The sequence below is a fragment of the Azospirillum cavernae genome (genome assembly GCF_003590795.1).
In the GTDB taxonomy this organism is placed as follows: Bacteria; Pseudomonadota; Alphaproteobacteria; order Azospirillales; family Azospirillaceae; genus Azospirillum; species Azospirillum cavernae.
On sequence record NZ_QYUL01000001.1, the window covers coordinates 1288474 to 1309982 of the forward strand.

General features: G+C 72.5%; 2 protein-coding genes. Both read left to right on the forward strand.

The window, feature by feature from the left end; genetic code table 11:
• Position 1 precedes the first annotated feature (1 nt).
• A complete protein-coding gene (locus D3877_RS06065; RefSeq protein WP_119829803.1) occupies positions 2-8056 on the forward strand; it encodes a non-ribosomal peptide synthetase in 8055 nt (2684 codons plus the stop codon).
• Positions 8053-21483, forward strand: coding sequence for a non-ribosomal peptide synthetase (locus D3877_RS06070; RefSeq protein WP_119829804.1), 13431 nt, complete (start codon positions 8053-8055; stop codon positions 21481-21483). The genes D3877_RS06065 and D3877_RS06070 overlap by 4 nt, the downstream gene beginning before the upstream one ends.
• Positions 21484-21509 lie beyond the last annotated feature (26 nt).

The following is a 21509-nucleotide window of genomic DNA, read 5'->3' on the forward strand; positions in this document are numbered from 1 at the left end:
CATGACGACGACGGTCGATTCCCACGCCATCGCCGCGCGCCTGCACCGGCTGCCCGCCGAGACGCGCGCCCGCTTCCGCGCCCAGTTGGAGGAGCGCGGCGTTGACAGTTGGTCGCTCCCGCTCGTGCCGTTCTCCGGCGACGCCGTCGCCGACGGCGGCGAAACCGTCGGTCCCTTGTCCTGCGGGCAGGCCCGGCTGTGGGTGATAGACCGGGTCGAGAGCGGCGGCGGTCAACCGGGCACGGCGCTGTACAACCTCGCCACCCAGGTGGAGATCACCGGGGCGTTGGACGTCGCGGCCCTGCGGCGCGCGCTGGATGGGCTGCTCGAACGCCACGACATTCTGCGCACGGTGTATGAGCCGGGCGACGGCGACGGCGCGCCGCCGCGTCAACGGGTTCTGCCCCGCTGGCCCGACGTCTTGGATGTCTTGACGCTGGACGACCCTGCCCCCGCCGCCCGCGACGCCCATCTTCAGGCCCGGTGCGACCGCCCGTTCGATCTGGCGCGCGACCCGCCCCTGCGCGCCCATCTTTTGCCGATGGGCGAGGGGGTTTGGCGTCTGCTTCTGGTGATCCACCACATCGCCTGTGACGCGTGGTCGGAAGCCATCCTGATTCGCGACCTCGCCCAGCTTTACGAGCGTCACGCGCAAGGCGCGCCGCCGCCGGTGACAGCCGCGCCAATCCGCCTGAGCCATCGCGACGTCGCCCGTTGGCAACGCGATTGGCTGGAGGGCGGCGACTGCGCCCGCCAAACCGCCTTCTGGCGCCGCCATCTCGACGGCGCGCCGGAAGAGTTGGCTTTGCCGCTCGACCGCCCGCGCCCGTCCCCCTCGCGGCGCACCCATGAGGGGGCGGAGATCGAGGCGGCGATCCCCGCCGCCCAACTGGCCGGTTTGACCGCGCTGGCGGCCCGGCACGGCGCGACGCTCTACGCCGTCGCCCGCGCCGCCTTCACGCTGCTGCTGGGGCGTTACGGCGACACCGACGATCTGGTGTTGGGAACCACGGTGGCCAACCGCCAGCGGCCCGAATTGGCCGATCAGATCGGCTTCTTCGCCAACACCCTGCCGATCCGCCACCGCTTCGATTGGAACGACCGCTTTTCCGACTTCCTCGATCAAGCGACCGCCGTGCAGATCGAGGCGTTCGACCATCAGGATCTGCCCTTTGACCGGCTGCTCGACGCGCTGGAGATCCGACGCGGCGGCCCGGCGTCGCCCCTGTTTCAGGTCCTGTTCGTCCATCAGAACGTGCCGCGCGAGACTCTCGCGCTCGCCAACGCCGCCTTGCGGCCGCTGCCACTGCCCAAAAGCCGGGCGCGTTTCGACCTGACCTTGCGTCTGCACACCGGCGATCAAGCCCCGCGCGTGGCGCTGGAATACAGCCGCGAGCTGTTCGACGACGCCACGGCGGCCCGGCTGCTCGACGATTACGCCGCGCTGCTGGAGCAGATCGCCGAGGACGCCGATCAACCGCTGTCCACCTATCGTCTGCGCCATGAATCCACGCCGCTGCGCGGCCCGGCGGCGCTTGCGGCCCCCGACGACGCGCTGAGCGCCTTCCTGCGACAAGACGGCGCGCGCGCGGCGTTGCGCTGGACCGACGGGGCGATGAGCTACGCCGCGTTGAACGCGCGCGCCGACCATGTGGCGCGCGCGCTTGGCCGACAAGAGGGGCGGCGGATCGGCGTTTTGCTGCCGCGCGGCCCGGCCCAACCGGCGGCGATGCTCGCCGTGTGGAAGGCCGGAGCCTGCTGGACGCCGCTGGACGGCGCCCTGCCCGCCGAGCGGCTGCGCTGGATCGCCGAAGACGCCGCGCTCGCCGCCGTCATCGGCCAAGGCCCCGCGCCGCATTGGCTCCCGCCCGCCGCCGTCTGGCTTGACCTTGACCCGTCCGCCGAACCGGGTGACGCCGCGACGGCCCAAGCAACGGCCAGCCCCGCTCAACCGGCCCCGAACCGCCCGGCTTATGTGATCTACACCTCCGGCTCCACCGGGCGGCCCAAGGGGGTGGAGGTCAGCCACGGCGCGCTGGTCGCCTACGCGCGCGGCGTCGCCGACGCGCTGAACTGGCCGACGGACGCGGCCTTGGCGGCGCTCTCCTCCGTCGCCGCCGATCTGGGCTTCACCAGCCTGTGGGGGGCGCTGCTGACCGGGCGGACGCTGCGCCTGCTCGACGACGCCGAATGCGCCGACCCGGAAACGCTGGCCCGCGCGCTTGACCACGTCCCCGCCGATGTTTTGAAAATCGTGCCGTCGCATCTCGACGCGCTGCTGGCCCTGCCGTCGCCCCAGCGCTTGCTGCCGCGCCGCGCCCTGATTCTGGGCGGCGAGGCGGCCCCGGCGGGGTTGCTCGACCGGCTGGCCAGCCTCGCCCCCGCCATGGAGATCTGGAACCATTACGGGCCGACCGAGACCACCGTCGGCGTCGCCATCCACCGCCTGACGCCCGGCCAGGAAACCCACCTGAGCCGCGCCTTGGGCGACAGCGTCCTCCACACGCTGGACAGCCGGATGCGCCCGACGCCCGTCGGGGCGGCGGGCGATCTGTGGATCGGCGGCGACCAATTGGCCCTTGGCTATGTCGGCGCGCCGGGCCTGACCGCCGAGCGCTTCGTCGCCACCGCCGAAGGCGGGCGGCTCTACCGCACCGGCGACCGGGCGCGCCGCCTGCCCGCCAACGCGGCGAACCCCCAAGGCGGCGTCGCCTTCCTCGGGCGCGCCGACGGGCAGGTGAAGATCAACGGCTTCCGGGTGGAGCTGGGCGAAATCGAAACCCAGGCGCGCCGCGCGGGCGTCGCCCAGGCGGTCGCGCTGGCCGTCCCCGGCCCGAACGGCGCGCGTCTGGCGCTGGTCGCGACCGACGGCGGCCCGGACGTCGCCACGCTGCGCGCCCGGTTGGCCGAAACCCTGCCCGGCTACATGACGCCGCGCGACATTCGGCTGGTGGAATCGCTGCCGCTGCTGCCCAACGGCAAGATCGACCGCCGCCGCCTGCTCGACGAGGCCGCCGCCCACGCCGCCAATCCACAAGGCGCCGCAGCGCCGGACCGCGCGATCAACGCGCTGACCGTCCGAATTCAGGCGCTGTTCGCGCGGGTGCTGACTCGCGCGGTCGGGCCGGACGACAATTTCTTCGCCGCTGGCGGCGATTCCATCCTTGGGCTGCGGTTGGCGGCTCTGGCCCGCGCCGACGGCCTGCCGCTGACGCCCAAAATGCTGTTCGAGCAGGAAACCCCGGCGGCGGTCGGCGCGGCGCTGGCCCAAATCCTGCCGCCCGAGGACGCGCCCGCCCTCACCCCCACCACCCAAGCGGTGCTGGACCTGTTCCGCGAGGCCCTGCGCCGTCCCGATCTGGGCGCGGACGAGGATTTCTTCGCGGCGGGCGGCGATTCCATCCTGTGCCTTCAGGTCGCCGCCAAGGCGCGACGCGGCGCGCTGGCCTTGACGCCGAAGCTGGTCTTCGACCACCCCACCGCGCGCGCCGCCGCCGACGCCCTGGACCGCACGGCGCCGCCATCCACCGCGAGCGCCATTCTGGACTCCGCCGCGCCCGTGCCGCTGCGGCCGATCCAGCGCTGGTTCCTCGCCCAGCGCCAGCCACGGCCCGGCCATTGGAACCAGTCGATCCTGCTGGAGCTTCACCAGCCGGTCGCGCCCGACACTTTGCAAGCCGCGCTTGACGCGCTGGTCCGCCGTCACCCGGCGCTGTCGATGGCGTTCGCCGCCGACCCGGATGGCGGTTGGACGCAAGTGTGGCGCCCGGCGGCGGGAGCCGTTCCGCTGTCCCGCCACCGCGTCGCCTCGGCGGACGCGCTGGACGCTTTGCTGCCAACGCTGCAACCGGAATTCGACCTCGCCCAGCCGCCCTTGATCCGCGCCGCCTTGATCGACAGCGACGCGGCGCCCCACGCCCATCTGCTGCTCTCCATCCATCATTTGGCGGTGGACGGCGTGTCGTGGCGCGTCCTGCTCGACGATTTGTTCAGCGCGTCGGGTCGGCTTTCCGATCCGGGCGACGGCCCGGTCATGGCGCTCGCCGCGTTCCACGCCGCCGCGACGCCCGACGACGCCCTGCTGGAGCGCGCCCGCGCCCATTGGCGCGACGAAGCTCCGGGGCTGCGCGCCGCGACCGACGCCATCCTCGCCCGCGCCTTCAACGGCGCCTTCAACGGCGACGCCCCGAAAGGCCCGTGGCGAAACCACGAGAGCGTCGAGCGTCGGGACACGCTGGACGCCGCCGGGCTTGGCCCCGCCCCGCGCGACGCGCTGCTCGCCGCGCTCTGCGAGGCTCTGGCGCTCTGGAACGGGCATGACGAGCTGGCGATCGAGATGGAGGCCCATGGGCGCGACGGGCTGGACGGCGCCCAGGCGACGGCGGTGGGTTGGTTCACCAGCCGCTACCCGCTGCGCCTGCGCTGGCGGGCCGACGCCAGCCCCGCCGCCAACCGCGCGGCCATCGCCGCGCAGGTGAACGCTGTGCCGGACGGCGGGCGCGGCTTCGGCCTGCTGCGCCACGGCCCGAACGGGGCGGCGGCGGAGGTCGCCAACCTCCCGGTTCCTCCGGTCGTGTTCAACCATCATGGCCAGATCAACAGGGGCGGTGACGGGGACGGATCGGTCCGCCGGTCGCCGCGCGCCGTGCCGAACCAGCGCCACCCCGACAACCACCGCCTGCACGCGCTGGAACTGGACACGGTCATCGAAGACGGAACCCTGCGCCTGCGTTGGGCGTGGCCCCGCGACGCCGCGTCGATGGCGGCGCTGCCTGATTTGTTCCTTGAGCGGCTGGCCGCTCATCTGTCCCTTGAGCGGCTCGCCGCCGCGTCGGACCCGGCGACCGAAGAACGCTACCCCCTGTCGCCGGTGCAGACCGGCCTGTTGTTCCACGCGCTGACCGACGCCGGGCGTGGCCAGTATCTCAATCAAGTGATCGTCCGGCTGGACGGCGCGCTGGACGCGGAGCGGTTCCGCGCCTGCTGGCAGGCGCTGGTCGATCATCACCCCGCCCTGCGCACCGGCTTCCACTGGCCGCAGGATGGCGACCCGCAGCAAAGCGTCGCCGCCCGCGCTGCCCTGCCCTGGCGTTCGCTGGACTGGAGCGCGACCGATTCCGGGCCGGAGGCGCTGCGCCGGGAGGCCGACCGCGATCTGGCCGCCGGGCTGGATCTGACCCGACCGCCGTTGATGCGGGTCACGCTGTTGCGCTTGGCCGCCGACCGCCACGCGCTGATCTGGACCCGTCACCACCTGATCGCCGACGGCTGGTGCACCGCCCGCCTGATGGGCGAGGTGGCGGAGCGCTACCGCGCGGCGCTCAATGGACAGGCCCCCGTCATCGACAGCCCGCCGCCCTACCGTGACTTCATCGCGTGGCTGAGCCGCCGCGATCCCGCCGCCGGGCGCGCCTATTGGGCCGAACAGGTCGGCGACGTGACCGAACCGGCCCGTTTGCCGCGCGGCGGCGCCCCCGACGGCGGCGCCCATCACCGCGAAACCGCCTTGTCCCCCGCCCGCTTCGCCGCGCTCAAGGCGCGGGCCGCCCGCGCCCGCGTGACCGTCAACACCCTGTGCCAGACGGCGGCGGCGTTGGCCCTGGCCCGCCACACCGGGCGCGACGACGTCATTCTGGGGGTCGTCGGGGCCGGTCGTCCGGTCGATCTGCCCGGCGCCGACCGCATGATCGGTCTGTTCATCACCACCATCCCCTTGCGGGTCCGCATCGACCCGCACCAGCCGCTGGACGCGCTGCTGCGCGCCGTGCAGCGGCGGATGAGCGACGCCCGCGACCACGAACACACGCCGCTGACCGAGATTCAGGCGGCGGCCCCCGTCCGCGACGCGCTGTTCGACACGCTGCTGGTGTTCGAGAATTACCCGCTGCCCGCCGGATCGGGCGAGGGGCCGTTGCGCGCCACGCTGGAACGCGCCATCGAGCGCACCAACTACCCGCTCTCCCTGGTGCTGATCCCGCGCGAGGGGCTGACGCTGCGGACCACCGCCGACCGCGCGGTGATTGACGACGCCATCGCCGACAGCGTGGCCGACACGCTGATGACCATCCTCACCCACATGGCCGACGCGCCAGAGCAAACGGTGGAGTCGCTGCTTTCCCTCCTCCCGCCGGGCGAGCTTGAGCGCCAGCGCGTTTGGAACGCGACGGCGTCGGACCTTGGCGGCTTCGCGCCGCTGGGGACGTTGTTGAGCGAGCAGGCGGCGCGGACCCCCGACGCCGTCGCGCTGGAATGGGAAGCCGATGGCCGGACCGAGCGGCTGAGCTACGCCGCGCTCGACCGCCGGTCCAACCGGCTGGCCCATTGGCTGATCGCCCAGGGCTGCCGCCCCGACGACCGCGTCGCGCTCTGCTTCGACCGCTCGCCCGAGCTGGTCATCGCCATCCACGCCGCCGTCAAGGCGGGGTGCGCCTATCTGCCGCTCGACCCCGAACACCCCGCCGCCCGCCTCGCGACCATGCTGGAGGATGGCGGCGCGGCGTTGGCGCTGACACAAAGCCACCACCGCGACCGGCTGCCCACCCCCCAGATTCCAGACGATCCCGGCCTGACCGTGGCGATCCTCGACGCCGACGCCACGCTCGCCGACGGCCAGCCCGACCACCTCCCCAACCGGCCCGTCGCCCCCGGTCAGTTGGCCTACGCCCTCTTCACCTCCGGCTCGACCGGGCGGCCCAAGGCGGTCGGCGTGCCGCAGGCCGGCCTGCTCAACCGGCTGCGCTGGATGCAGGACCGCTATCGCCTGTCCCCCGCCGACGCCGTGCTGCAAAAGACCCCCTACGGCTTCGACGTGTCGGTTTGGGAGTTCTTCTGGCCGCTGATGACCGGCGCCCGGCTGGTGCTGGCCGGACCCGGCGAGCATCGCGACGCCGCCCGCCTGACCGCCTTGATCGAGACGCACGGCGTCACCACCCTGCATTTCGTCCCGGCGATGCTCCAGGTCTTCCTCGACGCGCTGGAGCCGGGCCGTTGCGCCGGGCTGACCCGCCTGCTGTGCAGCGGCGAGGCGCTGCCCGCCGCCCTGCGCGACCGCTGCCTCGCCGCCCTGCCCGCCGAACTGCACAACCTCTACGGCCCGACCGAGGCCTCCATCGACGTCACCGCCTGGGATTGCCGGGCCGAGCCGCAAGGCTCCGTGCCGATTGGCCGCCCCATCGCCAACATCCAAACCTGGATCCTCGACGGCGCGCTGAACCCGGTTCCGGTCGGCGTCGCGGGCGAACTTTATCTGTCCGGGATCGGGCTGGCGCGCGGCTATCTCGGGCGACCCGGCCTGACGGCGGCGGCCTTTTTGCCGAACCCGCTGGCCGACAGTCCAGACCACCGCCTCCTCTACCGCACCGGCGACCTCGCCCGCCACCGCCCCGACGGCGCCATCGAGTATCTCGGGCGCGCCGACTTCCAGGTGAAGATCCGGGGCCAGCGCGTCGAATTGGGCGAGATCGAAGCCGCCCTGGCCGCCCTGCCCAGCGTGGCCGAGGCCGTCGTCGCCGCCTCCACCAGCGCCAACGGCGAGGCGACTTGGCTCACCGCCTGGATCGTCCCCCCGGCGGGCATTCCCGCCCCCACCCCGGACGAGGCCCGCGCCGCCCTGGCCCACAGCCTGCCCGACCACATGATCCCCGCCGTCCTCCTCACCCTCGACCGCATGCCGGTCAATCAGAACGGCAAGATCGACCGCAAGGCCCTGCCCCAGCCGCAACCGCCCGACAGCGGCGGAGCCGCGCCGCAGGGCGAGACCGAAGCCGCCCTGGCGACCCTGTGGAGCGAGCTTCTCGGCCACCCGATTGACAGCCGGGACGCGCATTTCTTCCTGGCGGGCGGGCATTCGCTGCTGGCCCCGCGTCTGGCGGCGCGCATCCGCGACCGCCTCCACCGCCCGGTCGAGCTGATCGCGGTGATGGCGCACCCCGTCCTGCGCGATCTCGCCGCCCACATCGACGCGCTTCCGGTCGTTTCAAACACGATCGTTTCAAACACGGCCTCCCACGACACCGCGCCCGCCGACGGCGCCAGCTATGAACGGTTTGAGCTATGAGCCTCGAAGAGCTTCTCTCCTCCCTCGACCGGCAGGGAATCCGTCTGTCCGCCCGCGACGGGCGGTTGGTGGTGGACGCGCCGACCGGGACGCTGAGCGCCGATCTGCGGGACCGGCTGGCGGCGCGCAAGGCCGACATCCTGACATGGCTTGAACGCGGCGGCGGGGATGAGGAGCCAATCATTCCCCGCCTGCCGCGCCAGCCCAGCATGGCCGCGTCCCCGGCGCAACGGCGGCTGTGGCTGCTGCAACGGCTCGACCCAGCGGATTCGCGCTACAACGTCAATCTGTTGCTGGAGCTGTCGGGAGTCATCGATTCCGAACGGATCGCCCGCAGCCTCAGCGCCCTGATGAACCGGCACGAGATTCTGCGCAGCCACGCCCGCGAGGAAAACGGCGACCTCGTCATCGACCATCTCGACGAGGCCACGGCGCCGCTTGAGATCCAGGACGCGGCCATGGCCGACGCCGCGCCGCTGATCGAGGCGGCCATGACCCGGCCCTTCGCCATGGACGCGCGGGCGCCGCTGTTCCGCGCCCTGCTGGTCCGCGCGGCCCCAGATCGGGCGGACCCAGATCGGGCGCGGCTGCTGCTGACCTTCCATCACATGATCGTGGACGAGGAATCCCTGAAGATCCTCGCGCAGGATTGGGCGGCGCTCTACGCCGACCACAGCCTTGCCGACCGCCCGCCCGCCGTCCAGCATGTGGACGCCACGGCGTGGCGGCGGCGGCGGTTGGACGCGCGCGGGCAGGACAATCTGCTGGCCTATTGGACCGAAGCGCTGGGAACCGACCAGCCGACGCTGACCCTGCCGCAAGACCCGACCGCGAACGGCGCCAGCGCGGAGAATGACGGCGCGCGCGTCGAACGCCCGCTGCCCCGCGCGACGGTCGAGCGGATCGCGCGCTTCTGTTCGGAACGGCGGATCACCCCCTACATCCTGTTGCTGACCGCCTATCACTGGACGCTGTCGCGCTGGAGCGGGCAGGACGATGTTCGCGTCGCCACGCCGGTGTCCGAACGCCTGCACCCGGCGTTGGAAAGCGTGGTCGGGCCGATGATGAACACGCTGGTGATGCGGGCGCGGATCGCGCCCGGCGTGACCGGGTTGGCGTTGTTGGAGCAGACCCGGCAGACCGTGCTGGACGGCCAGCGCCACAGCGCCTTGCCGTTCGAGATTCTGGTCGAGCGTCTGCGCCCCGCCCGCGACAGCCAGGGCGAGCCGCTGGCCCAGACCATGTTCAATTATCTGCGCGGCGGCGACCGCGCGACGTTGGATCTCGGCGACGTGACGGCGACCGTCCTGCCGATCCCCGAGCACAGCGCGAAATTCGATCTTTCGCTGTTCGTCAGCGCCCCCGCCGGGGCCTTCACCCTGTCCTTTCAGCACCGCACCGCCCGTTTCGGCGCGGCGACCATCGAGCGTTTCGCCGACCATTGCCTGCGCAGCCTGGACGCCCTGCTGACGGCGCCGGAGCGCGCGCTCGACGGGCTGGCGGCTCTCCCGCCGGGTGACCTTGAGCGTCAGCGCGTTTGGAACGCCACGGCGTCGGATCTCGGCGGTTTCGCCCCGCTGGGACGGTTGCTGAGCGAACAGGCGGCGCGGACCCCCGACGCCGTCGCGCTGGAATGGGAGGCCGATGGCCGGACCGAGCGGCTGAGCTACGCCGCGCTCGACCGCCGGTCCAACCGGCTGGCCCATTGGCTGATCGCCCAGGGCTGCCGCCCCGATGACCGCGTCGCGCTCTGCTTCGACCGTTCGCCCGAGCTGGTCATCGCCATCCACGCCGCCGTCAAGGCGGGTTGCGCCTATCTGCCGCTCGACCCCGAACACCCCGCCGCCCGCCTCGCGACCATGCTGGAGGATGGCGGCGCGGCGTTGGCGCTGACTCAAGGCCGCCACCGCGCCCAACTGCCCGATCATCCCGGCCTGACCGTGGCCATCCTCGACGCCAACGCGACGCTCGCCGACGGCCGGCCCGACCACCTCCCCAACCGGCCCGTCGCCCCTGGTCAGTTGGCCTACGCCCTCTTCACCTCCGGTTCGACCGGGCGGCCCAAGGCGGTCGGCGTGCCGCAGGCCGGCCTGCTCAACCGGCTGCGCTGGATGCAGGACCGCTACCGCCTGTCCCCCGCCGACGCCGTGCTGCAAAAGACCCCCTACGGCTTCGACGTGTCGGTTTGGGAGTTCTTCTGGCCGCTGATGACCGGCGCCCGGCTGGTGCTGGCCGGACCCGGCGAGCATCGCGACGCCGCCCGTCTGACCGCCTTGATCGAGACGCACGGCGTCACCACCCTGCATTTCGTCCCGGCGATGCTCCAGGTCTTCCTCGACGCGCTGGAGCCGGGCCGCTGCGCCGGGTTGACCCGCCTGCTGTGCAGCGGCGAGGCGCTGCCCGCCGCCCTGCGCGACCGCTGCCTCGCCGCCCTGCCCGCCGAACTGCACAACCTCTATGGCCCGACCGAGGCGTCCATCGACGTCACCGTCTGGGATTGCCGGGCCGAGCCGCAAGGCCCCGTGCCGATTGGCCGACCCATCGCCAACATCCAAACCTGGATCCTCGACGGCGCGCTGAACCCGGTTCCGGTCGGCGTCGCGGGCGAACTTTATTTGTCCGGGATCGGGCTGGCGCGCGGTTATCTCGGGCGGCCCGGCCTGACGGCGGCGGCCTTTTTGCCGAACCCGCTGGCTGATGGTCCCGACCACCGCCGCCTCTACCGCACCGGCGACCTCGCCCGCCACCGCCCCGACGGCGCCATCGAGTATCTCGGGCGCGCCGACTTCCAGGTGAAGATCCGGGGCCAGCGCGTCGAACTCGGCGAAATCGAAGCCGCCCTGGCCGCCCTGCCCGGCGTCGCCGAGGCCGTCGTCGTCGCCTCCACCAGCGCGAACGGGGAGGCGACTTGGCTCACCGCCTGGATCGTCCCCCCGGCGGGCGTTCCCGCCCCGACGCCGGACGAGGCCCGCGCCGCCCTGGCCCACAGCCTGCCCGACCACATGATCCCCGCCGTCCTCCTCACCCTCGACCGCATGCCGATCAACCAGAACGGCAAGATCGACCGCAAGGCCCTGCCGCAACCACAGCCGCCCGACAGCGGCGGCGACGCGCGCAACGCGGCGGAACAGACCTTGGCGACGCTCTGGCGCGCGCTGCTGCGGGTGGAGCGCGTCGGCGTCAACGACAATTTCTTCATGCTGGGCGGCGATTCCATCATCAGCCTGCAACTGTCGACCCAGGCGCGCGCCCATGGCCTGCTGTTCGAGCCGCGCGCCGTGTTCCGCCATCAGACCATCGCCACGCTGGCCGCCCACGCGACGATTCTCGACACGGCCCTGCCCGAGGCCGCCGACGTCGTCCCCAGCGACGGGCCAACACCGCTGACCGGCATCCAACGCTGGTGGCTGGACAGCCAACCGGCGGTTCCCGACCACAACAACCAGGCGGTTCTGCTGACCGCCGACGCGCGGGTGAACGAAGCCGCCCTGCGCGCCGCGTTGACCGCCCTTCTGGCCCGTCACCCCACGCTGTCGGCCCAATTCCAGCGCGTTGAAGGACGCTGGACGCAAAACATTCCCGCCACGCCGCGCCCGCTGTCGCTGCGCGTCGTCGCCGTGACCGGGGACTCGCAGCCCCGGATCCAGGAGGCCATCGACGCGGAGGTCGCCGACACGCAAACCAGCCTGTCGCTGGCCGAGGGGCGCCTGTTCGCCGCCGCCCTGCTGCGGCTGCCCGACGGCGGCGACCGGCTGCTGCTGGTCGCCCATCACCTCGCCGTGGACGGGGTGTCGTGGCGGATCCTGCTCGACGATCTCGCCAACGCTTACGCCGAGGCCAGCGCCGGGCGCGATCCCGCCGCGCTTGCCCGTCATCCGACCACCTCCTTCCGTCGTTGGGCCTTGGCCGAAGGGGAACGGCGCGCGGCGCTGCCCAACGCCCCGGCGCCGCTGTGGGCCAGCCTGTCGCAGCGCCCGCCCGACGCCCTCCCGCTCGACCATCCGCTTCCCCCCGACGGCTGCAAGGTTGGCCGCCAGATCCGCCACAGCATCACCCTGCCCGCCGAGGCCGCGCGCCGTCTGACCCACGACGCCCCCACCGCCTTCCGCACCGGCCCGGAAGCGCTGTGCCTGACCGCCCTGGCCCGCGCCCTGACCGCGTGGCGCGCGCGCGCGGGGCAGACCTCCACCGGCGTCACCCTGTTCATGGAAGGTCATGGCCGCGACCTGCTGCCGCTCGACAGCGGGCGCACGGTCGGCTGGTTCACCCGCCTGCATCCGGCGCGGCTGGAAACAGGGGGGCAGGACAGCCTAAGCGCCGCCCTGCTGTCCACCCGCGCGGCGCTCGCCGCCTTGCCGGAAAGCGAGGATCCGTACCTGCTGCGCTGGGATCGCGACGGCCTCGCCATCCAATCGCCGATCCTGTTCAACTATCTGGGCCGCTTCGACGAGCAGGCCGGAGCCTTCCGCCGCGCGCCCGAACCGCTGGGCCATTTCCGCGCGCCCGACAACGCCCTGCCCTGGTTGATCGAGGTCAACGCGTCCGTTGGTCCGCGCGGCCTGACCATGAGTTGGCAAGCCGCCGGGGAGGTCCTCGACCCGGCGACGGTGGAGCGTCTGGCCGCCGACACGCTGGCCGAGCTGTCGGCGCTGGCCGCGCTGTGCGCCGAACCCGGCCCCGGCGGGGCCATCGCCGCCGACTTCCCGCTGGCCGATCTCGCCCCCGGCGATTTGGACGCCATCGCCGCCCGCCACCCGCTGGCGCGGGTCGAGGACGTCTATCGCCTGTCGCCGATGCAGCGCGGCATGCTGCTGCACAGCCTGGGCGGCGAGGAGGGCCAGTACGTCAGCCAAACCACCCTGCGCTGCGACGGCGCGCTCGACCCCGATCTGTTGCAGCAGGCCTGCCAGCGGGTGGTTGACCGCCACCCCAGCCTGCGCACCGCCTTCCTCGCCGATGGGCTGTCGGCGCCCTGCCAGATCGTGCTGCGGCGGGCGCGCTTCGCCCTGCGCTGGGAAAGCCTGCTCGACGCCGACGCGACGGAACGGGCCGAAGCGCTCGACCGCATCGCGCGGGAGGACCGCGCCGCCATCGCGCTGGACCGCCCGCCGCTGCTGCGCTGCTCCGTCCTGCGCACCGCCGCCCGCCGCTTCCAACTGGTCTGGACCATCCACCATCTGGTGATGGACGGCTGGAGCCTGCCGCTGCTGACCGCCGACGTTTTGCGTCACTACGCCGCCCTGCGCGCGGGCGCGGACGGCGCGGACGCGCCGCCGCCGGTTCCCTACCGCGACTTCATCGCGTGGCTGGACCAGCGCGACGGCGCGGCCGACGCCCGTTTCTGGCAAGAGGAGTTGGCGGATTTCCCCGGCGCCGCGCCGCTTCCCGGCGCCCGCCTCGCCAGCGGCTTGGGCCACCACACCGAAGAGCATGCCGTGAGCGTGGCGACCAGCGCCGCCCTGCGCGCCCTGTGCCGTGATCGGCGGCTGACGTTGAACAGCGTCATTCAAGGCCTGTGGGCGCTGGTCATGGCCCGCCACGCCGGGGTGGAGGATCTGACGGTCGGCGTCACGCTGGCCGGACGCCCCGCCGATCTGCCCGGCGCCGAGCGTTGCCTGGGAACCTTCATCAACACGGTTCCGCTGCGGATCCGTCCGGCGGCGGCGCAGCCGATGGCCGCCTTCCTCGACGGGGTGCAGCGACGGGCGGCGCGCATCCGCGATCATGGGCACGCGCCGTTGGCCCGAATCCGCGATTGGGCGGGCGCGCCCGACGCGCTGTTCCACAGCATCATCGTGTCCGAAGCCCTGCCCCCCGGCGAGGCGACCGACGCCACCGGCCTGACCTTGACCCGCGAGACGACCGAGGTCCGCAACAGCTACCCGCTGACTCTGCGAATCGTGCCGTCGGAGGCGCTGCGCTTTGACCTGCTGCTCGACCATGACCGCGTCGATCCGTTGACGGCCCGGCGGATGATGGCCGACCTGATCGGCGCCCTGGATGATCTGGCCGGGTTGATCGACCGGCCCTTGTCCGCCCTGTTCCAGCGTCTGGCCCCGCCGCCGTCCGCCGCCGCGCCCACGGCGCCGAACGGCTGCGCCCTGACCCGGCTGTTGGCGCAACCCGCCGACGCCGTGGCGCTGGAGGAGTCCGGCGTCACCACGTCTTACGCCGCGCTGCGCGCGCGGGCGGGCGGGTTGGCCGCAAGATTGAGCGCCAAAAGCTGCGGGGCGGGTGGCATGGTCGCCGTCGTCCTGCCGCGCGTTGGCGCGCACATCGACAGCGTGATCGCCGCCTGGTGGCTGGGCGCGGCCTGGGTCGCGCTGGATCCGGCGCTGCCCGCCGCCCGTTTGGCCTGGATGGCGGCGGACAGCGGGGCGACGGTGGCGGTGGGCGCGGGCGAACGCCCGCTCTGGCTGCCCGAAACGCTGGGCTGGCTCGATTGGACGCACGCCGAAGAGCCATGCGAACCGCCGCCGCCCGTTCTGGGGTCGCCGGACCGGGTCGCCTATCTGCTCTACACCTCCGGCTCGACTGGAACGCCCAAGGGGGTCGCGGTCACGCATGGCAACCTGCTGTCCTACGTCGACGCGGTCATGCCCCATCTGGACCTGCCGCCGGACGCCCGGCTGTCCACCATCGCCACGGTGTCCGCCGATCTCGGCCTGACCAGCGTTTTCGGCGCCCTGCTGACCGGGCGTCGCCTGAGCCTGATTCCGCCGGAGTTGTCCACTGACCCGCCGGGCTTGGCCGACCATCTCGCCCGACACCCGGTTGACGCGCTGAAGATCGTCCCTGGCCATTTGCTGGCCCTGCTGTCGGTCGGCGAACCGGCCCGGCTGCTGCCGCGCCGTTGCTTGATCCTGGGCGGCGAGAGCCTGCCTCCGGCGGGGTTGGCCCGCTTGCGTCGTCTGGCCCCCGGCTTGCGGATCGTCAACCATTACGGACCGACGGAAACCACGATCGGCGCCGCCGCTCAATGGCTGGATCCGGCGCAAGACGGCGCGGAGGCTCTTCCCATCGGCCCCGCCCTGGCGAACGCCCGCGCCTATGTCCTCGATTCGGATCTGGAGCCGGTCGCCGGGGCCGCCGTGGGCGAACTCTTCATTGGCGGGTTGGGGGTGTCGCGCGGCTATCACCGCCGCCCCGGCCAAACGGCGGAACGCTTTTTGCCCGACCCGTGGCTGTCGGGGCGGCGCATGTACCGCACCGGCGACCGGGTCCGGCGCACCCCCGACGGATCGCTGACCCTTCTGGGACGCGCCGACGATCAAGTGAAGATCCGGGGTTTCCGGGTCGAGCCGGGCGAGTTGCGCCACATTCTGGCCGGTCTCGCCGGGGTCGAGGATTCCGCCATCCTGGTTGACCAGGGACCGAACGGCGCGCGCCTTGGCGCGCTGGTGGCCGCGCCCGCGCGGGACGCGGACTCGATCCGCGCCGAATTGGCTGGTCTGGTTCCCGATCCGCTGATGCCGAGCGCGCTGCGCCGGGTTGACCGTCTGCCTTTGACCGCCAACGGCAAGCTGGACAAGGCGGAGGCCGCGCGCCTGCTGGCCGCGCCCGTCAGCGACAGGCCGGAACCGACCGCCACGCCGTCGCCCAAGCCAACGGCCCCCAATCCAACGGACCCCACGCTGGAGCGTCTGCAACGGCTGTGGGCGGAGATCTTGGGACAACCGACCTGCGGACCCGACGATCATTTCTTCCGCATGGGCGGCGATTCCATCCTGTGCCTGCGGTTGATGGCCCGCGCCGCCGCCGACGGGCTGCGCCTGACGACGCGGCTGGTGTTCGAACACCCAACCCCCGCCCTGCTCGCCGCCGCCTTGCGCCCGCCGGCGCCCGAACCGCAAGCCGCCAACGCTCCGGCCAGCGCTCCGGTAAACGGAGACGGCGACAGCGGAGCCGCCGCCGTCCTGCGCCCGCTCTGGGCCACGCTGCTGGGCCGCCCGGTCATCGCCGACGACGATCATTTCTTCCGGTTGGGCGGCGATTCCATCATGGCGCTGCGGCTGATCGCTCTGGCCGCGCGCCAGGGCGTGCGGCTGACCGCCCGCGATCTTTTTGAACAACCGCTGTTCCGCGACCTTGTCCGCGCCGTCGATCCCGCCGCGACCACAGCCGCCCCGCCGCCGCGCGCCGACGACGGCGCGCCCTTCGCCCTGGCGCCGATCCAGCGCTGGTTCCTTGAACAGCCGCAACCTCATCCCGACCACTGGAATCAGGCGGTGATGCTGGCCCTGCCGGAGGGGGTGGACGCGACCGCCCTGCGCGTCGCGGTTCACGCCCTGGTGGCGAGTCAGCCCATGCTGCGCGCCCGGTTGGTTCAAGCCGACGCGGACGAGGAGCCTCGGCTGACCCTTGCGGCGGAGGCGACCGACGCCCGGCTTTTCGCCATCGTCCCCTGTTCCGACGAGGCGGCGGTGGACGCCGCCGTCGCCGCCGCCCACAGCGGTCTGTCCCTGCGCGACGGCCCGCTGTTCCGCGCCGTTTTGATCCCGGCTCTGGAAGCAGCCTTGGAAACGCCCGCGCGCGACGCCCGGCTGTTGCTGGTCGCCCATCACATGGTGGTGGACGGCGTGTCCTGGCGGATCATCGCGGCGGATCTGCGCGCGGCCTATGAGGACGCCCGCCAAGGCCGAACGCCGGTTCCGCCGCCGCCCGCCGATGGTTTCGCCGCCTGGACCGCCGCCCTGTCCGCCATTCCCGACGACCGTCTGGACGCCGCCCGCCGCTATTGGGGCGCGTTGGCCGATCATCCCGGTTGGGGCGAGTTGGCGCGCGGCGCCGATCCCGGCACGCTGTCGGGCCTGCGTCGGGTCGAACTGGCGCTGGACGACCAGCAAACCGCCGTCTTGCTGCGCCAGCCCGACGGGGTGGAGGCGACGTTGCTCGCCGCCCTCGCCCGCGCCTTGGGCGAATGGCAGAATCGCGCCGATCTGGTCATCGAACTGGAAGGCCATGGCCGTGAGCCGGACGCCTTCGGCGACAGCGCGCTGTCCGCCCTGGACCCCAGCCGCAGCGTCGGTTGGTTCACCAGCCGCTACCCGGTGCGTCTGACCAACGATCCGGCGCAACCCGGCGCCATCCGACGGCAACGCGACGCCGCGCCGGGGCGCGGCTTGGGCTATGGCCTGCTGCGTTACTTGCGCGTCGGGGAACGGCTGCCGCCGCACCCGCAATTGGCCTTCAACTATCTGGGACAGGTTCCCGGCGAGGCGGGCGGTTGGCGTCTGATCCCCGACGGGGCCGGGCAGGCCCGCCATCCCGACAGCCGCCGCCGTCAATTGATCGACGTCACCGCGCAATTGCGCGAGGGCCGCTTGTCCGTGGTCTGGGCCTTTCCGAAAAATCTGCCGCAAGGGCCGTTTGTGGACGCGACCGCCCGCCGCTTCCTCGACCATCTGGGCGATCTGCTGGACAGCGCCCCCTCCGAGGACTCCTCCGGCCCGTCCGCCCGGCTGTCGCCATCGCCCGTGCCGCCATCCTCCTTTCCGTTGACCCCGTTGCAACAGGGGATGCTGTGGCACACGCTGGCCGCCCCTGATGAACGGCTGTACGTGAATCAGACCGCCGTTCAGCTTGATGGCGCGCTGGACCCGGCGGCCTTCGCGGCGGCGTGGCAGGAGACGGTGGACGCCGAACCCATCCTGCGCACCGGCTTCACGACGCCAGCGGATGGCCCGCCGGTTCAGACCGTCGCGCCAACCGCCCGCTTCCCCTGGGCGCTGGAGGATTGGTCAGACCGGCCTGCCGACGGACGGAACGCGGATCTGCGCCGCCTGATGGCCGACGACCGCGCGGCGGGCTTCGCCCTGGACGAGCCGCCGTTGATGCGGCTGCGGATCCTGCGGTTGGCCGATGACCGCCATTGGCTGTTGTGGAGCCGCCATCACCTGATCGTGGACGCGTGGTCAACCGCCATGCTGATCGCCGACGTCTTCCACCGCTACCGCAACCGGCTGGGAGCCGGGTTGCCGCCCCCCGTCCCCCGCCCGCCCTTCGCCGCCTATCTCGCGTGGCTGGCGCGACGGGACGCCGCCGCCGATCACGCCTTTTGGGCGGCGGAGCTGGCGGGCGCGTCACCGTTGCCGGACTTTCCGACCGGCCCGCAAGGGGCTGAGTTCCGCTTGACCGACCACGCCTTGCCCGAGAGCGTCGCCGTCGGCGCGCGGGCGCTGGCCCGGCGGGTCGGGGTGACGCTGAACAGCGTCATTCAGGCCGCCTGGGCCATCACGCTGGGCCGCCACACCGGCGCCGACGATGTCCTGTTCGGCATGACCACCGCCGGACGTCCGCCCGGATTGGCCGGGGCCGACCGCATGTTGGGGGCCTTCATCAACACGGTGCCGGTGCGGGTTCGGCTGAATCCCGCCGAAACCGTCGCGGCCCTGCTGGACAGCGCGCAACGTCGGGCGCTGTCGGCGCGCGAGCATGAACACACGCCGCTGGCCGACATCCAGCGCTGCGCTGGTCTGGCGCGCGGGCAAGCCCTGTTCCAATCTCTGCTCGTCTTTGAAAATGAAGGCATGGGCGATGGCGGGGAGATCGGCGCCGGGGTTCGCCTCACGCCGCTGTCCGCCTATGAGCGGACCAACTACCCGCTGACCCTGACCATCATGCCGCGTGGCGGCTTGACCCTGCGGGTTGGCCGCGACGAACGGCGGATCGCGCCCGCCCTGGTGACGGCTCTGCTGGACCGCTTCACCCAGACTCTGACGGCGCTGGCCGAGAACGACGCGCGCCCGGTCGGCGCCCTTCCGGTTCCCGCAGACGGGGTGGAGAAAGGCCCCTCCGTCCCAGCCCACCCCGGTTGGTGGGTCGGCCGGGCGATCCTCGACCAGTCGGCCCGCGCGCGCGACGCGCTGGCCCTGGAAACCAGCGTCGGCCCGATGAGCTACGGCGCGCTGACCCGCAGCGCCCTGGCCCTGGCGCGCGGGTTGCGCAAGCGCGGCGTCGGGCCTGAGGACCGCGTCGCCCTGCGTCTGGAGCGCGGCCCCGCCCTGGTCGTCGCCCTGCTGGGCGTGCTGTTCAGCGGGGCCGCCTATGTCCCCCTCGACCCCGCCCAGCCCGAAAGCCGACTGGCCGACATTCTCGACCAAGCCAAACCCCGTCTGATCCTCGCGCCAGCCAACAGCGGGCAGAGCGGCGGCGTCGAAACCGTCTCCCCCGACGCCCTCATCCGCGACGGGCAGGAAACCGAAGGCGACGGCTGGCTCCCCGCCGTTCCCCACCCCGAACAGACCGCCTACGTCATCTTCACCTCCGGCTCCACCGGGCGGCCCAAGGGCGTCGCCGTCCGTCACGCCGGTCTGTCCAACCTGCTGCGCGCCATGGCCGACGTCACGCCGCTGACCCCCGCCGACCGCTGGCTGGCCGTCACCACCATCGGCTTCGACATCGCCGCCCTGGAGATCTTCGCCCCGCTCATCGCCGGCGCCGCCGTGGTGCTGGCCGACGAGACCGCCCAGCGCGACCCCGCCGCCCTGCTCCGACTGCTCGACCGTCACCGCGTCACCGTCCTGCAAGCCACCCCCGCCAGTTGGGCCATGCTCGCCGAACTCGACAGCCCGGCCTGGGTCGGCCTGCGCGCGCTGACCGGCGGCGAGGCTCTGCCCGCCGCCCTCGCCGAGCGCCTGTTGCGGCGCGGCGCGCGGCTGACCAACGTCTATGGCCCCACCGAAACCACCATCTGGTCCAGCGCCACCCCGGTCGAAAGCGTGGCGGACGGGCAAAGCGCCGTCCCCATCGGCGGGCCGCTCGACAACACCAGCCTTTATGTCCTCGACGCTGCGCTCAACCCGCTGCCGCCGGGGGCGGAGGGCGAGTTGTGGATCGGCGGCGACGGGCTGGCGCGCGGCTACCACGCCCGACCCGGCCTGACCGCCTCGGCCTTCCTGCCCGATCCCTTCGCCGCCGCGCAGCCTGGCGCCCGGCCCGGCGCCCGCATGTACCGCACCGGCGATCTGGTCCGCCGGGGGTGGGACGGCGCGTTGCGCTTCGTCGGGCGCCGGGACTTCCAGGTCAAGCTGCGCGGCCACCGCATCGAGTTGGGCGAGATCGAAGCCGCCCTGCTCGCCCAACCCGGCGTCGCCGCCGCCGCCGTCCGCCTGTGGGACGCCGGAACCGACGCCGCCTTCCTCGCCGCCTACGCCGCCGGAAGCGGTCTCGACCCCGAGGCGCTGCGCCGGGGGCTGGTCGACCGGCTGCCCGCCGCCATGATCCCCGCCAGCCTCCTGACGCTGGACGCCCTGCCGCTCAACCCCAACGGCAAGATCGACCGCGACGCGCTCCCCCGCCCCGGACGCCCCGCCGCCGCCAACCGGCGACCGCCCCAGGGCGACGCCGAACACTGGCTCGCCGCGCTCTGGCAAGACCTTCTCGGCGTTCAGGACGTCGCCCGCGACGATGATTTCTTCGCGCTCGGCGGAAACTCCCTCACCGCCACGCGCCTCGTCGCCGCCGTGCGCGAGCGGTTGGAACTGCCAATTCCCTTCACCTTGCCCTTCCAGCACCCAACCCTGGCGGCGTTGGCGGCGGAACTGCGCGCGGCGGAGCGGCGGGACAGCGCCACGCTGGTCACGCTGCGCGCCGCGCGCGCCGACGCCGATTCGTCGATCCCGCCCCTGTTCCTGTTCCATCCGGCGGGCGGCCATGCCCGCGCCTACACGTCTCTCGCCCAGTCGCTGCCCCCGGAAATCGCCATTCTCGCCCTGCAATCGCCCCAACTGTCCGACCCAAACGCCGAACCGGAGTCCATCGACACGCTGGCCACGCTGTACGCCCGCCTGATCCGCGAGCGGCAGCCCAACGGTCCCTATCGGTTGCTCGGCTGGTCCCTCGGCGCTTGGTTGGCCATGGCGGTGGCGGCCCGACTGGAGGCGGCGGGCGCAACCGTGTCATGGGTTGGCTTGGTTGATTCCCGAACCAATGTTCAGGCGGGCGCGCTGGATTTGCCGGATCTGCCGCTGTCCACCCCCTACATCGCCTGCCTCGACGGCTCGATTCAACGCGTCTTGCTCGACCAACATCGGGAGACCTGCCGAGGGCTGGAGCGTGAGCTGGCGAGCCTGCCCGCCGAAAGCCGCGCCAACCATGCGCTCGACTGGTTCCGCGCCACGCTGCCGGAAGCGCGCGATCGACCCCGCGACCTTCAGGCCTTGCAGATGCGGTTCTTTATGAGCGGCCATCGCCTGATGCGGAATTTCAGCCTGCCGCGCGTGATGGCCCCCTTGCATGTCTGGTGGGCGCGCGACACGCTGAAGGACACCCCCCATCGTCGCGGCGCCGATCCGCAGGATTGGCGCGCTTACGGCGCCGCCAGCATCCGCCTTCTGGACGGGGACCACCAATCCATCCCACGATCCCCCCAACTCGCACGGGATGTTCGGGCGCTTCTGGCGTGCCCGAACATCACGCCGGAATAAGTCGCGGCGCCCGCCCATGGTTATGG

Coding starts and splice junctions, on each gene's coding strand:
- D3877_RS06065 (WP_119829803.1), top strand. CDS start 2: ATGACGACGACGGTCGATTCCCACGCCATCGCCGCGCGCCTGCACCGG.
- D3877_RS06070 (WP_119829804.1), top strand. CDS start 8,053: ATGAGCCTCGAAGAGCTTCTCTCCTCCCTCGACCGGCAGGGAATCCGT.